The sequence below is a fragment of the Paenibacillus sp. V4I5 genome (assembly GCF_030817255.1).
Lineage (GTDB): Bacteria > Bacillota > Bacilli > Paenibacillales > NBRC-103111 > Paenibacillus_E.
Genome location: NZ_JAUSZB010000002.1, coordinates 3,941,012 through 3,955,788, shown reverse-complemented (window position 1 = coordinate 3,955,788; position 14,777 = coordinate 3,941,012). Strand labels below are relative to the sequence as shown.

The 14,777-nt window shown below is 45.3% G+C and carries 14 protein-coding genes; 7 read left to right on the top strand and 7 right to left on the bottom strand.

The window, feature by feature from the left end:
- The first annotated feature begins 15 nt into the window (after positions 1-15).
- Complete coding sequence (locus QFZ78_RS19840) at positions 16-1,707, top strand: hypothetical protein (RefSeq protein ID WP_307550177.1); 1,692 nt, start codon at positions 16-18, stop codon at positions 1,705-1,707.
- A gap of 175 nt (positions 1,708-1,882) precedes the next feature.
- Here QFZ78_RS19840 and QFZ78_RS19835 read toward each other — a convergent pair whose 3' ends face one another.
- Positions 1,883-2,761 (bottom strand): LysR family transcriptional regulator, encoded by an 879-nt coding sequence (locus tag QFZ78_RS19835; protein WP_307550176.1) that lies wholly within the window; start codon positions 2,759-2,761, stop codon positions 1,883-1,885.
- A gap of 110 nt (positions 2,762-2,871) precedes the next feature.
- Between QFZ78_RS19835 and QFZ78_RS19830 the strand changes: the two genes are divergently transcribed.
- Positions 2,872-3,282, top strand: coding sequence for a tautomerase family protein (locus tag QFZ78_RS19830; RefSeq protein ID WP_307550174.1), 411 nt, complete (start codon positions 2,872-2,874; stop codon positions 3,280-3,282).
- A 2-nt stretch (positions 3,283-3,284) separates the two neighbouring features.
- A complete protein-coding gene (locus tag QFZ78_RS19825; RefSeq protein ID WP_307550172.1) occupies positions 3,285-3,614 on the top strand; it encodes a carboxymuconolactone decarboxylase family protein in 330 nt (109 codons plus the stop codon).
- Positions 3,615-3,879: 265 nt separating this feature from the next.
- On the opposite strand, the gene QFZ78_RS19820 is transcribed toward QFZ78_RS19825, so the two are convergent.
- Entirely contained in the window at positions 3,880-4,539 is a 660-nt protein-coding gene (locus QFZ78_RS19820) for a TetR/AcrR family transcriptional regulator (protein WP_373460459.1), read from the bottom strand.
- Positions 4,540-4,816: 277 nt separating this feature from the next.
- Here QFZ78_RS19820 and QFZ78_RS19815 point away from each other — a divergent pair, with 277 nt between their 5' ends.
- The 3 genes from QFZ78_RS19815 to QFZ78_RS19805 are packed head-to-tail and all read left to right on the top strand — an operon-like array spanning position 4,817 to position 7,867.
- A complete protein-coding gene (locus QFZ78_RS19815) occupies positions 4,817-5,668 on the top strand; it encodes an SDR family NAD(P)-dependent oxidoreductase (protein ID WP_307550168.1) in 852 nt (283 codons plus the stop codon).
- The gene (locus tag QFZ78_RS19810; RefSeq protein WP_307550166.1) at positions 5,665-6,675 is read left to right on the top strand and encodes a zinc-dependent alcohol dehydrogenase family protein; all 1,011 of its coding nucleotides are present in this window, start codon (positions 5,665-5,667) and stop codon (positions 6,673-6,675) included. Before QFZ78_RS19815 ends, QFZ78_RS19810 begins: the two co-directional genes overlap by 4 nt.
- Before the next feature lie 31 nt (positions 6,676-6,706).
- Positions 6,707-7,867, top strand: coding sequence for an SMP-30/gluconolactonase/LRE family protein (locus tag QFZ78_RS19805; protein ID WP_307550164.1), 1,161 nt, complete (start codon positions 6,707-6,709; stop codon positions 7,865-7,867).
- Positions 7,868-8,121: 254 nt separating this feature from the next.
- On the opposite strand, the gene QFZ78_RS19800 is transcribed toward QFZ78_RS19805, so the two are convergent.
- The 5 genes from QFZ78_RS19800 to QFZ78_RS19780 all read right to left on the bottom strand — a co-directional run bounded on the left by QFZ78_RS19800 (position 8,122) and on the right by QFZ78_RS19780 (position 12,695).
- A complete protein-coding gene (locus tag QFZ78_RS19800) occupies positions 8,122-8,388 on the bottom strand; it encodes a hypothetical protein (RefSeq protein WP_307550162.1) in 267 nt (88 codons plus the stop codon).
- A 287-nt stretch (positions 8,389-8,675) separates the two neighbouring features.
- Positions 8,676-10,100, bottom strand: a complete 1,425-nt coding sequence (locus QFZ78_RS19795) for an MFS transporter (protein WP_307550160.1) — start codon at positions 10,098-10,100, stop codon at positions 8,676-8,678.
- A 65-nt stretch (positions 10,101-10,165) separates the two neighbouring features.
- A complete protein-coding gene (locus tag QFZ78_RS19790) occupies positions 10,166-10,753 on the bottom strand; it encodes a TetR/AcrR family transcriptional regulator (protein ID WP_307550158.1) in 588 nt (195 codons plus the stop codon).
- Positions 10,754-10,865: 112 nt separating this feature from the next.
- The gene (locus QFZ78_RS19785; RefSeq protein WP_307550156.1) at positions 10,866-11,717 is read right to left on the bottom strand and encodes a DMT family transporter; all 852 of its coding nucleotides are present in this window, start codon (positions 11,715-11,717) and stop codon (positions 10,866-10,868) included.
- 27 nt (positions 11,718-11,744) lie between these two features.
- On the bottom strand, positions 11,745-12,695 hold the full coding sequence (locus QFZ78_RS19780; RefSeq protein WP_307550155.1) for a metallophosphoesterase family protein: 951 nt from the start codon (positions 12,693-12,695) through the stop codon (positions 11,745-11,747).
- A gap of 290 nt (positions 12,696-12,985) precedes the next feature.
- On the opposite strand from QFZ78_RS19780, the gene QFZ78_RS19775 reads away from it, so the two are divergent.
- Entirely contained in the window at positions 12,986-14,641 is a 1,656-nt protein-coding gene (locus tag QFZ78_RS19775) for a DUF4091 domain-containing protein (RefSeq protein WP_307550153.1), read from the top strand.
- Positions 14,642-14,777 lie beyond the last annotated feature (136 nt).

Below are 14,777 nucleotides of genomic sequence, written 5' to 3'. Positions count from 1 at the left end.
GGTGAGGGGATACTTATGAAAAAAACACGCTATTACCCGTTCGAGCGCAATCGGTATTTCTATGGAAAGCTGCTGACGGTAAGGGATTTCGAGTCTGAGCAAAAGTATTTCAACGATAAGCGCAGGATGATGAACCGCTTGCTGCATGGTTCTGGCGTACTTACAGGTCTGCAGGTTGTCGCGGTCGATGAAAAGTCCGTTTCTGTAGAGATGGGAGCTGCGATTGACGCACTTGGCCGGGAAATTGTCGTGCCTTCTCCAATGACATTGAAGCTATCGATGATGGACGGTTTCAGCAATAACCAGTATGCCAAGAACGTATACCTATGTATTGCCTATGACGAAAAGGAAAAAGAACCCGTTCACGCGGTGGCTAATTCTTCTGTTCGTTCTGACGAAATTAATGACTATAATCGCGTTTTGGAAAGCTACCGCCTGTTTATCCGAGAAGATGCACCTGATCCAGCGTCATTGCCTTTGGCAAATCTGTCCGATCAGACGGTCGTACTTTATCAAGATTCTGGGGTGCGCGTGCTTCAAACAACACCTCGTTATGTGAATCCAGGTCAACTTTTCGAAATGAAGCTGCGCTTCGAGAAGACTCTTAATGCTGGCAGACTGTCCTTTCAATATGAGCTGGCTGCTGAGCGCGTAGAGGCGATTGATGGAACAACGATTGTGTTCCAAGAGCCGCAGGATGGGCAAGAGAGCGAATATGAAATGAAGGTGCTTTTACGAGCGGATAGTACAGCTTCCGTGAAGGGCACGATTGGTGTGCAGGTGAGCACGGCTGTTTTGAAGCTGGATGACAGGCAGTTGGAGCTGCAAACTCAAGCTATTGGCGAAGTGCAGATTATTGGCGAGGCCGTGCGGGAACGGTTGATGTCGGATTTCGTGAAACAATCGTTGGAGGCTTCTTTAGAAGCTCCTACCGAGCCTTGTATTTATTTGGCTAAAATATGCCTTGTTCAAGTGGGACCAACCTATGTTATTGAAAGTGTCGAGCAAGTGCCATTTGGCGAATACGTGTACAATTCCTCGGTTATGTACAGGCTTGCTCAAGCGAACGAGTACCGCGAGGAAACATCCGGTCAGTTCGTAACGAAGTCCAAAGTGAAAACCTTGGCGCCAGGACAGCCTCCGGAATTCAAGGTTAACTTCAATAAAGCGATTAGCGAGCTTTCATTTGATTTAAGCATTCCAGCAGGCGGTGGCAGCGGCATTGCGGGTATGCTGAGCGGTGTCGTGGACATTCCGATAGAGCCTTTCACGAAGATTGCTGTGTCCCCATTCGGGAGAGCGACCAAAAGCTTCTTCTCCGGCGAAATCGCACATGGACTTGGCGAGGGCAACGTGCTGATCATCACTAGCTTGGAAGAGAGCAGTGGTGAAGCTTTCTCCGAAATGCTATCCAGCGGTGACCGCGTATACGGCGGAGCCTCCGATGTGTTCAAAGGCAGCGAGTTTGAACCCGATGCACCTGAAGTGAAGATTGGCACGATTGCCTATCCACAAAAAGGCACGTTCCGCATTGGTGTGAAGGTACAGCAAACTTCTGAGCCGGGGAATGTACGTGTACGTTGGTGGGCGTATAGCGCTGAAATGGCAAGTACTGCGAGAAGCGGCGCAAACAGTGGAGTCGATTCACTAGACGAAGCGCTTTCCGCGATGAGAGAAGCGGCCTCTGCGGGCAGCGGGGCTGAGTAGTTCTAGTGTACTCTCTCCTATAGGACAAAGGATGAGTTTTTCGTAATATGAACGATTCGGTCGGCTAAAAGGATCCACAAAAAAACACGCCCAGTGGGGCGTGTTTTTTTGTGTTTGGTGGAGTCTCTGTAGGAAGCGAAACCCGGAGTTTTCCAAAAGCTTAAGATCAATACGCTTAGTTACGCCGCAGTTCTTCTTTTACATATTGCATTAAAAGATTTTTTGATGACGAAGGATACTCAGTGTTACGTAATTGCAGCAGGCCGACCGGGATGGATGAATCCTTCAGTTCGACGTGTATTCCCACGATATTAGGGGGTAACGCCGTGGAACCGAGAACGGCTCCTACGGAAGGAATTCGCTGAACGAACCCGGGAATAGCCGAGATTTGGCTCACTGTATATAGAAAAGGAGTTTCGGTGTAATGGGAATATTGCTTAGATAACCTCAGATAATACAAGCAGGTATTTCCCCCAACGATCATCGGATAGTTAAGTAGTTCTTCAAAGGGGATTATTCCGTTTCTTTCGGCCAAGGGATGGTTGTTCGCTACAATAAAGGAGATATTTTCGCTATATAACGGTTCGAAGTGAAAAGAAGAAAGATCGGCAGGCTCTCCACATATGGCAAAGTCCAATTGATTCTGGAGTACCGCGCGTGACAGGGAGTCGGTGTTTCCATTGACAAAGTGACACGATACTTTTGGTTTATGTTCCCAGAATCGTCGCAGAGAGTTGGGTAGCACATGCTCAATCAACGATTCTAGCCCTCCGACGCGCAGGGAGCCGATCTCCTCTCTTTGCAAAGCTTTCGCCTGCTCAGTTACATGGTTCCAGTGTTGAATGAGCTTCTCAATTTCCGCGGCAAAAATTTGTCCAGAAGCCGTTAACTCTGCATCCCATCCTCGCTTGAATAGCTGGATGCCCAATTCCCTCTCCAGCCGCTGGACTTGATTTGTAATCGTAGACTGAGCGTAATTCAATTTCACTGCCGCTTTGGTGAAATTTCCTTCTTGAATAATGGTTTGAAACGTAGTTAGCTCCTTTAAGTCCATGGCACATCTCTCCATCGAATAAATTGAATTAAAATATGATTTTATTCAATTATACAAATAAAGAAGTGGGAAGTACAATTAGGGTATCTTGCTGAAGGAGTGATATTAAAATGCCATTCATCAGAGTAAGCTATATGGAAAATCAATATGGGACACAGCAACTGCCCTTCATAAGCCAAGCGATTATGAGAGCTCTAATCCAGCATTTCAATGTGCCGGAAGACGATTACTTTCAAGTGTTCCACTCGCACAAAGCAAGCGAGTTTTATTATAGTCGGAATTACTTAAACATAGAGCGAAGTGACAGGCTGCTCTATATTCAAATCACGCTCAAATCCGGAAGAAGCACCGAGCAGAAAATAAGCTTTTACGGAAAGTTAGCCGAACTATTATCAAATACACTTAACATGAGGAAAGAAGACGTATTCGTCGTGCTGGTCGACACGGAATTCGAGGACTGGACATTCGGTAACGGCGCTGCGCAAATGATCGAACGTCCGGACAACAAGGGAGAGGCATAAGAATGAAGCATCGAAAAATTGTATCAAACGCTCGTGACTCGTTTGGGGATATTGCCCCTACTTTCGTGCGCTATTCGGAAGAAGTACTCTTCGAGGACGTTTGGAGAAGAGAACAATTATCGCTTCGGGAACGTAGTCTCCTTACGATATCAGTGCTAGTCACCGGAGGACTTACAGGGCAGCTTCCTTATCATCTTCGCTTAGCAAAAGAGAACGGTTTGACCGAAGAAGAACTGATCGAAGCCTTGACCCATCTCGCGTTTTACGCCGGATGGCCGCGCGCCGCATCTGCGATTCAAGTTGCGAAGGATGTATTCGAGGAGAACTCATAAAGACGGGATAAGGGGTGTGTAACTAACCACTGCGGGAGCTCGCATCACTGGCAGTGATGCGTCAGGAGTTCAGCCCTCGCGGACTGAAGAATGTAACAAGTGAGCTATCACTATAAAATAACTTCTAATACAAAATAGAACTCTGTAAACGTCAAAAAGCCCCTATCTTTTCAAGTTGGGGGCTATTTGACGTTTACGGAGGAGCATGGTATCATGCCATATTTTTGTATAGTGTGAGACTTGTCAACCTGATCAGGATCCCGTATTAAGTGCTGTGACTTGGCAGCAACGAGCTGACTATCATTGATAGCGTTTGCCTGTATACGGAATGGGCCGATTGTACATCTCCCAAATGTCCACCCATGTAAAGATGAATAACGCCATGGAGCGAGGCCCAGACTATTCGTACAACGGATTCCGTGTCGTACTGGCCAGGAATCAGCCCTTGCTCTTTCGCATTGCTGATCACGGTCAATAATTGCCGCATGGCTGTTACGGTGCCTTGCATGCTCTCCTCGTCCGGTTTGAAATTTCCGAAGGCTCCTCCGAACATCAGCTTATAATAACCGGAGTAACGCTGCCCGAATTGCCAAAAGGTTTCACCTAAATTCAGAAAATACTGTACTGGATTAGCTGCTTGCGGTGTCGCCTCGAATTCGTAAGCTAGAAGTTTACACCCTTCTAGATACAACTGCTGAGCCAAACCCTCTTTATTGACAAACAAGCTATAAATGATTTTTGTCGAGCAATCCATTTTCTGCGCTACTTTACGTACGGTAACGGCTTCCGGGCCCTCTTCTTGCAAGAGCGTTGCCGCAGCATCAACAACGAGCTTACGGAGATTTTCATTGTTTTGCAAACGAGCTTCTTGGTAGGTTTTCAACACACGTGTGTTCGCAGTGGAGGAAATATCTTGGTCGCTCATCATCTTCACCTTCGGTTATCGTGTTTTCGTCAGGAAACAAGGTTTCTGACTCTCTTACCAGAAATTTTATATAGTTGTTAGGTGGTTGTCAATGTGACGTTGGATGTTCAAAGATCATATTGACTTTCTAAAAATGTGTGGTTACAATGAATTCAATTAGAAACACTGTTACCGAGACTGAAGATTCTTAACTTTCTTCGGAATTGGGGAATACTTCTAAGCATTCAGTAACATTGTTTCTTAACTAAAACATCGTATCTAAAAGGAGAATAACACTATGACATTTCAAGGGAAATGGTCGCTCGTCACTGGAGCTTCTTCAGGTATTGGAGAGCAATTCGCGAGACAACTAGCCAAACAAGGCAGCCATTTGGTACTCGTGGCCCGATCGAAGAGCAAGCTTGAGAGCTTGGCATCAGAGCTCAGAATGAATTATGGCATCAATGCCGAGGTTATCGCGATGGATCTTGCGAAAGAGGGCTCGCCCAGCGAGTTATATCGGCAATGTCAACTTTTGAAAGTGGATATCGAACTGCTGATTAACAATGCAGGCTTTGCTACACATGGTTTGTTCGAACAAGTGTCAGGTGAGCGTCAGCATGAAGAAGTGATGCTCAATGTCGCCGCTGTTGTAGATATGACCCACTTGTTCTTGCCGGACATGTTGCGCAAAAGCTCAGGTGCAGTTATCAATGTTGCATCAACCGCCGGATTTCAACCACTTCCCTATATGGCCGTATATGGAGCAACGAAAGCTTTCGTCTTGTCGTTTACTCAAGCGTTATGGTGGGAAAATCGAAACCGCGGAGTGAAATTCTTTGCACTTTGTCCAGGTTCGACGGACACCAGTTTCTTTAATGTCGTAGGAACGGAAGAAGCATCCGTCGGAAAGAAAGATACGCCGGAAAGAGTCGTAGAGGTTGCACTTCGCGCGTTGAAGGAAGGAAAAATATACGTCGTTCCGGGTGTGCAGAATTATATCGGGGCGCAGTTATCGCGATTCATAACACGCAAACAAGGTCTTCGTCTTGTTGGAGGCATGCTTCGTCCACGCGGAGGATCCGGCAATAATAATATTTATAAGAATACAGATAATCAATCTGATCTTGCAGGGAGGACAATTCGATGAAAGCTATACAACTGACAAACGGCTTCGGCTTTGAGGAATTAAACTTAACGGAACTCGACATACCAACGCCAGGCCCCCGTGAGGTGCTGATCCGCATGAAGGCAGCTTCTCTCAATTACCGGGATCTAGTGATCCTCAGTGGATTAATGCCAATTGAAATCAAATTCCCCTTCATTCCATTATCAGACGGAGCGGGAGAAATTGTAGCCGTTGGCCAAGAAGTAACAAGGTTTCAGGTCGGACACCGAGTAGCGGGTAATTTGCAACAGCGATTTTTTGCCGGCAACCCAAGACCGGGGGTATTAGAAGACAGTCTGGGAGGTCCGTTGAACGGAGTAGCGGCTGAATATGTCGTTCTACATGAAGACGGAATTGTCCATATTCCCGATCACCTCACTTGGGAGGAGGCTGCCACCTTGCCGATCGCGGCATTAACCGCATGGAGCATGCTAATCGAATACGGTGGTTTGCAAGCGGGGGATACCGTGCTGCTGCAAGGAACAGGCGGGGTTTCTATCTTCGGGCTTCAATTCGCTCTTATGGTTGGAGCACGAGCGATCATCACATCGAGCAGCAACGACAAGCTGGAACGAGCAAAAGCTCTCGGTGCATGGCAAACGATCAATTATTCGGAAGTTCCCGATTGGGATAAAGCAGTGTTAGAACGGACTGGCGGCGTCGATCATGTTCTAGATGTTGGAGGAGCGGCAACGATGTCCAAATCCATAAATGCGCTTCGCATTGGAGGGACCTTGAGTATGGTCGGATTCTTATCGGGCTTGACGATTCCGGAATATGATGTCACGGGCATCTTGCAGAAAGCCACAACGGTTCGCGGCAGTCAAGTCGGCAACCGGGATCACTTTGAAAAGATGAATCGAGCGATTGCCCATCATCGTTTACATCCCGTCGTCGACCGTGTATTCCCTCTGGATCGAATTAGCGAAGCATTCGCGCTCTTGGCTGAAGGAAAGCAATATTTCGGAAAAATCGTAGTCCAAATTTAAATCTCACTTAAAAGACATAGGAGGCACTCTAATGCCAAATCCACAAGTTCGTTCCGTTAAATCTCCAGAGGGCGTGAATCGCCCTAAACGCTCACCACGTAAAGTGCGCAGTTTGGGGCTATCGCTGCTTGCTGTGCTCATTCTTGGAGTCATCGTTTTCTTACTAGTTCCTTCACCTATCGAACCGGTAAAATGGCTGGCACCGACGGCTCCCTCTTTTCAGGAAGCGGGCCCTTGGAAACAGAACAACAAACTCAGCTCTGCTCAGCTTGTTACAGATGCCCCACAATTCCCGGAATTCATTACATTCGATAAAAACGGCCAGTTATATACAGGAGATTCGGACGGAAAAATTTACAAGGTTCCTTTCGATGCAGAGGGCAATCCGCAAAAAGCCCAAGTGTTTGCAGACACCAAAGGAACGCCTAATGGACTTAAATTCGATGCCAAAGGCGATTTGATCGTTACGGATATCAAGAGGGGACTGCTGTCTATTAACCCATCGGGGAGCATAGAGGTATTGGCCAATCAAGTAGACGGCAAGCCGATCTATTTAGCTAACGAGCTTGATATTGCCCGGGACGGCTCCATATATTTTTCCGATACCTCGAACTATGGACGTGTGACATTCAGAGAAATTGCCGAGAACAAGCCGCATGGACGCTTGCTGAAGTACGATCCAATGACCAAACAGACGACCGTCCTGTTAGAAGGCCTCTATTTTGCGAACGGGGTTGCCTTGTCTGCGGATGAAGATTTCGTGCTTGTGGCGGAATCGTATCATTATCAGTTGACCAGATACTGGCTCAAGGGTCCAAAGAAGGGGACATCTGATATTTTTGCGGACAATCTCGCAGGCTTTCCAGATAACATTACGCGTGATGAACAGGGTCATTTCTGGGTCGGGATCTTTACGACTCGCCTTTCTTTTGCAGATCAGATGCATCGCAGCCCGTGGTTGGCTGGTATCATGGCCAAAGTACCAGAGTCGCTGCTTAGCGGCGCAAGTGCACCAGCGAAGCATGGGCTTGCTGCGGAGTTCGGCCCGCAAGGGGAACTTATCGGAAGCTGGCATGATCCGGAAGGCTCATTGTTTGGCGTAACTACGGCTGCAAGCCATAACGGATATTTATATATAGGAACGGCACCTGGAGGCAGTAGAGGCGTTCATCGCGTGCTTTTAACAAAATAATGTTGGAATCCGGGAGGGAACGAATCATTTTACATACTTAGCTGCAAATTTAGTGATTAATAGGGATGGCAGAAATAAAGCTATTATAAAAATAAGCAGCAATACATTAATAAAAGGTGATATCCCTCCATCGAAAAAGAAAGTATATGCCCACTTAAAACCGGTGAACAACAGAAAATATGTGAATAAAAAGAAAATGGTTAATAGGATTTTCCTCATGTTTCTTAAGACCACCCTTTTGTTTGCTGCTTAATTCAAAGCTGTTCCATTTGATAATCAACGGTATTTTCATTTAAGTACATTTCAATTTTTTCGGGCTGGGTATCTAAAGTAATTATGAAAAGTGACTCATTTTTCAAGTACTGCTCGTCAGCGGCCATTTTATCTTTTAAATAGATAGAAAGAGTCCCATCTTTCTCATCAAATTTAATTGTTCTGTAGTCGTAGCTAAGGTCTTTTTTGGAGTAAATAAGGTAACGAATCTTCTCTGTTTGATCCTTATTTTCATTCATTTTTCTCAAATAAATACCATTTTCTTTTGATTTTGATTGCACCTATGTTCGTAGATTTGTATCAAGATCAGAACGTTCAATGTTCTTGGGAGTTATTTGTTCATCTGAACATCCAATCAATAGAAAGAAACAAATGAAGCAGAATATTCTGATCAAAATAGTCATTGTTTCTCCCGTATGTTAGTCATAACTTAACAGTTTTTGCTTTGTGTTCTAGCATATTGTTATACCCAGAATTTGTCAATTAAATCAAGTGGACCCATGCGCAGTTGCATGGGTCCACTTGATTTTGTCGTTTAGTTATAACTACTTGATAAAGCAGCTGCCTCAGACTCCTTCAAGACCACAACCTTCTTTTGCTTCTTTTTGCCAAATGAAAAATAGTAAATCGCTAGAATAACCAGTTGCAATGCGGCTATAACTAAGCAGATATTGCTAAAAATAAAGCCAGATAAATAGCTGTAAAAGGGGTTCCAGTTTGGAATGCTTTGTGATCCAAGATCAACGATTTTACTGTATATGCCGATCGCGATCCCTTGCGAAATGAAATTGACCATTGCCAGCATGCCCATCCCGACACCAACCTGTTCCTTTGGCAAAGTTCTTGAAACTGAGTTGGATAACGCAATGACAATGAAAGATTGCCCGACGTTGCCGAGAACCAGAAAAACAGCAATGAGAAAGGGAGAACCTCCGGTAAAAGTGGAGAGTAACATAAAACAAGCTAGCAGTAAGCTTGAAGCCACATAAACGACAAATGAGTTGCCTTTTACATCCGCGAGTTTACCGCCTCTACGACCAAATACAGCCGAAGCGACTGCTGCAGGAACCATCGCGAAGCCGATCCAAACGGAAGGTAACTTCTGAATATCTGCTAATAGAAGCGGGCTAAGTACATAGAGTGAGCAGCAAGTACCGCTGATGAGGAATGAAATAGTCAGTCCGAGTGTGTACTTTTTATTTCGAAAGAGTTTTGGGGCAATAAAGGGCTCCCCAGCCGTGCAAATTCGAGCAATGAATAACCCTAAAGCGAGTAAGCCACCTAACAAAAGCCAGATTCCCTTCGTAACACTCAGCAGAAATAAGGCTATTGTGATGGCCAACAGACTGCCACCAATCCAGTCAAATTTCCCTGTTGTCCCAGGCTGTTCATTTCCTAAATACTTGCGGTAAAAAGGGAGGTTAGCCAAAATAAGCAAAGGTACAGCGAATAACCAGCGCCAGTGTACCGTGCTAACGATTAAAGCAGCGACAACAGGCCCAAGTGCATTACCGAAAGCTAAACCTACTGCGGTCATGCCAAGAGCTGCGCCTCTTCGCTCTGGAGCGAAATAACGTAAGGGTATGATCATCGCAATCGCGGGAATAACCGCAGCTCCGGATGCTTGCAGACATCTGCCGACTAGCGCCATCCCGAATGTTTGTGAAGTCAGCCCGATAAGAGAACCGGCCGTAAATAATAGGAGTCCGAAGGTTACTAAATTTTTCAGCTTATAGCGGTCTGCCAGCTTTCCGTAGGTGACTGCGCCAATGGCGTAGATCAGAATGTAGGCAGAAGAGAGCCAGCTGACCTGGGCAATTGTAAGGGAGAAGTCTTCACTAATCTTGGGCAAGACGATGTTGAACATGATGCCGCTCATCATGGATATAGTCAGGGTGAACATCAAAATACGCATTAATTTGTCGCCGGCTTGCTGCAGTTCTTGGGTTTGGGTAGTCATACGTTACCACATCCTTCTTTAAAATTTGACTGTCAGTACTGACTGACATACGATCTATAAAAAAACTAGGGTTGTAAGGCCCTAGCAAAAATCTTTACGCTCTCTTGAATAAATGGCTCCAACGAAATGGTTGAATAATTTTTATGGCTATCGAGATCGTTCATGAACGCCCCGAAATTCATCATCATAAAGGAGAAGGCGTGCATCTCCGGATACGTGGGAATCATTTTGCCTTTCTCAGACATCTCGATGAAATAATTCGTTAAAATTTCCAGCAATTGCAGAGGATGCTTATGTGTACGCTCGCGGAATCCGGGCAGTTGGCCTTCTTCTTTGAGACTGATCTGGATCAATTTGCGATTACGGTTCATAATCTCATGATAGGTTTTACTGACCAGAAGCAGATCCTTCTCCAGATCCCACACGAGCTTTTCACTAAACAGCTTCTTCATCTCTTCGGCATAATGATAGCGGTCAAATGCGGCTTCGAGAAGCTTCTGCTTACTGCCGAATTGGCGAAACAATGTCTTCTCACTAAGACCTGCTTCCGTGGCAATTTCAAGGGTGGTTACCCCATTGTAGCCTTTAGCTGCTATCAAATTGAGCGCCGCCAAGAGAAGTCTATCGCTGCTTCCCAGCTTGCTGCTGTCCATGTTATTATCCCTCTTCCGAAAAGATGTCAGTACTCACTGACATTATAATATGCTGGATATGGAATAAAGTCAATGTAGATATATCCTACTTTTTAAAAATTTTCCGGCCTTTTTAGCCAAAAAAACTAATGATCAAAATGCCGATCAAGATAAGAATCGAGCAAATAATTCGTAGTGTGCCTTGCTTTTCTTTAAGCACAACAATGCCCAGAATCGTAGCAAAGACAGTGCCAATCTCACGAATTGGTGAGATATGGCCAACAGGAGCATATTTCATGGCGATCAAAAATAACAAATAAGATCCGGGGTTGAGGATCGCACCCAGTAAAATGATCTTGGCGTTAAGCTTCCATTCGACGCGAAGTTGTTTAGAAGCCAGTACAATGGGCGTCAGTGCAGCCATGAACCCGATATTCGTAACCTCCAATAAAGAGATAGCTGAGACATGCTGAAGGTTGATGCGATCAACAAAAACGTAACATGTCGTACATAGGCCGACACTAAGGGCCATAAGGAATGGCTTAACCGTTCCGGCGGATGCTTGTTTACGGGTGAAAATACCGCTAAGCCAAATGAAACCAAAGACCATGCAGAGCAGACCTATCCAACCGTATATCGATAAGGATTCACGAAGGAACAAGACGCTGCCAATGGGAATGAAGAGCGTGCTGGTGCCTCGCATAATCGGATATACCTGGGAGAGGTCGCCCATATTGTAGGTGCGTGCCAACAACAGGGAGTAGACGCTTTGCAAACACGCAGATAAAAGTAAGAATCCGTAGGCTTGTAGGGATAAAGGGGTAAGCCAGAGTTCTCTGATTAAATATGGAAGAAGTCCGATTGTGGTTACCATCATGATGGACCATAGAAAGACGCTTTTATTCTGGCTTCTTTTGGTGAATAAGCTCCAGACCGCGTGCGTAAGACCTGAAGCTACGACTAGTAAAATTGAAACGATAAACAAGCGATCATCTCCAAACCTTGAGAGAAGTTAAACGTTGGGGTTGTGTTCGGGTTGATCCATGATTACCGTGCCGTCAGCCAGTCGCAGCCAGGATTCGAAAGAACGCTCGCCTTCGCGGAGTCGAATCATCCTGGCACCACGAGGGAAGCCGTCTTTGCCATAGGTATTGTAACCTGTTGCTCTTCCGTAGCAGAGACGTACTCCGTGAAGCTCGCCCCAATAATCGTTGACGTGGTCGTGGCCGCAGAAAGTTCCGATGACATCGCCCATTTCTACCATGGCAGTAAATAGTCCTGAGTTAACGGGGGAGCAGCAGACGTTCTCAAACTTGTCGCCGTAGCAAGTCTCATTGTCCCAAACTTGTTTATACTCCTGAAGCGGGATGTGAAAGAAAGCCAAGGCAGGGTATGCCTGCGATCCGATACTCGATTGGAGCTTTCGCGATTCCTCTCTGTACCAGTCGATCTGATTGCTGCGAATCCAATCATAACCTTGGATATGCGGCAGCACAGAGCGATCCCCGGAATCAAAGAAGTACAAAGCGGCAGCGGTCTGACCATTGGGACCGGAAATGGACAATGTATAGTTGCCAACACCGTTAATTTCTTCTGGTCCACGCTGGGTAACTGTATGGGAATGCTCCAGCACTGTTTTCATGAGCTCATCTCTAGTGATGGTAGTTTCTGTATCGTGGTTACCGAACACAACAGCCCATGGAATACCACGAGATTCGGCCGTGTGAACGGCATCGCGAAACGCTTGGTGCGGATGCTTGCAAACAGATTCACCGGATGCCCCGTACCCTGTGTAAATGACGTCGCCCGTAAATACAACAAGGTCAGGATGCTCAGCGTCTAGCACTTCTTCCATTAGACGACGTGTTTGCTGATCTTCATCCTCACCATTTTCCCAATGTAAATCAGTGAACTGGGCAATCGTAAAAGTGCGATCTTCGCGAAAGGCAAGCTGATGCTGCACAATAAATGTCCCCCTATAAGTTGTATTTTGTAGTAATCATGTTGTTTCTTTATAATATATTGTTGTTTGTTGGCTATTGTATCGCTGGTTTGATATACTGTCAATGAGGAATTTTTTAAATAAAATGAGTGAATGCAAGAATGAAACCGTTTCCGAGAGTATGGATCGTGGGGACGGTTTTTTCTCAAAAAAAAGCGATTAAGCAAAAAATGCCGATATACTGTACGGAGTAACAACCGTATCTTTGTAATCAATAACCATATTAATTGTAAGTAAGAGGAGACTACATCATGTCTGATAAAAAGGTTGAATTACGATGTTTGAATTCTTTGGCTAAAGTAATCGCTCATCATGAACTCGATTCCCGTTATTTCCTTGAACGAGCAACAACATTCAGCAACGAAATTTACTCGTTTCAGGTAGCGTATCGCTCGGAGCAGCTTATTAAAGGCATACGCATCGAAATCGAATCACCACTAGCCGAGTGTATGACGGTACGAAAAGTTGGATTGGCGCCAAGTGAATTAGCATGTTATGGCGATCATGATGATTATATAATCAGTGATCATCCGGGTCTGTATCCCGATCCGTTGATGCCTATGGATGCAAATGGCGAGGTTGCTTTACCTGGGAGCTGGAGCTCTCTATGGATAACGGTGGATCTCAAAAATCAACATCCAGAAGGAGTGTACCCAATTGATGTGATATTGCTATCTACTGATGGCAATCGGATGGGTTCAGAGCGCATCGATTTGCAAGTATTAAGCGGTTCTTTGCCCAAGCAAAGGTTGATTCGAACCGAATGGTTTCATACGGATTGTTTGGCCAATCATTACAATGTGAATGTCTTCAGCGAAGAGCATTGGAGACTTATAGAGCAATATGTTCAAACTGCGGTCAAACAAGGGATCAATATGATTTTAACACCATTATTCACGCCTCCATTGGATACAGAAGTTGGCGGTGAGCGGACTACTGTGCAGTTAGTAGAGGTAGAGCGTGATGAGAATGGGTACCGATTTGATTTTCGCTTACTGGAGAGATGGATAGCACTTGGAGAACGCTGCGGGGTTGAATATTATGAGTTTTCTCATTTATTTACGCAATGGGGGGCACAGTTTGCGCCCAAAATCATGGCTGCGGAAAAGGGGCAGCTGAAGCGAATATTTGGTTGGGAAACAGATGCAACTGGAGAAGAATATGGCCAGTTCCTAGAGGCACTTTTACCTAAATTGGATCAGTTTATCAAAAAGCAGGGCATTCAGGATCGCGTGTTTTTCCACGTTTCGGACGAACCGACCTTGGACAATTTGGAGTCATATCGAGCAGCAAGTAGCCGGTTGAGCCAGTTCCTTCAAGGCTATCCTACGTTCGACGCACTTTCGGACTATGAATTTTACGCACATGGCCTTGTGAACACACCAGTGGTTGCCAACAATCATATTGATTCCTTTATTAGCCGCGGCGTGGATAACCTTTGGACTTATTATTGCTGTGCGCAGTACAAAAAAGTATCAAATCGATTCTTTGTATTTCCTTCGGAGAGAAATCGGATCATTGGATTCCAGTTATATAAATTTGATATACGAGGATTTTTACATTGGGGGTATAACTTCTGGTATTCACAATATGCACGTAAAATGGTGAATCCATTTGTCCAAACGGATGCAGATCGAGCTTTTCCTTCTGGGGATGCCTTCCTTGTATATCCAGGAGAAACGGGACCTATCGAATCCATTCGAATGGTTGTATTTTATGAAGCTTTGCAAGATGTAAGGGCGCTTGAAATGTTAGAAGGTTTGATTGGTCGCGAGAGAACTATTGCCATCATTGAAGAAGATCTTGCTGTGCCATTAACATTCAGCGATTATCCGCATGAACCCGACTGGATTATTAAGAAGCGTGAGCAGATCAATCAACTTATTGCTTCGCTGGCTAAAGGATGAAGCCGATCCGTTGACATCGTAAGCGCCACCTTATAAACTGGATGAAAACAACAGGAAACATCACCATGTGGATATCATCGGTCAATAGCTGATGCTGACGATGCCAGTTTTCCTTACGGAAAACTTTTAGGAGGCC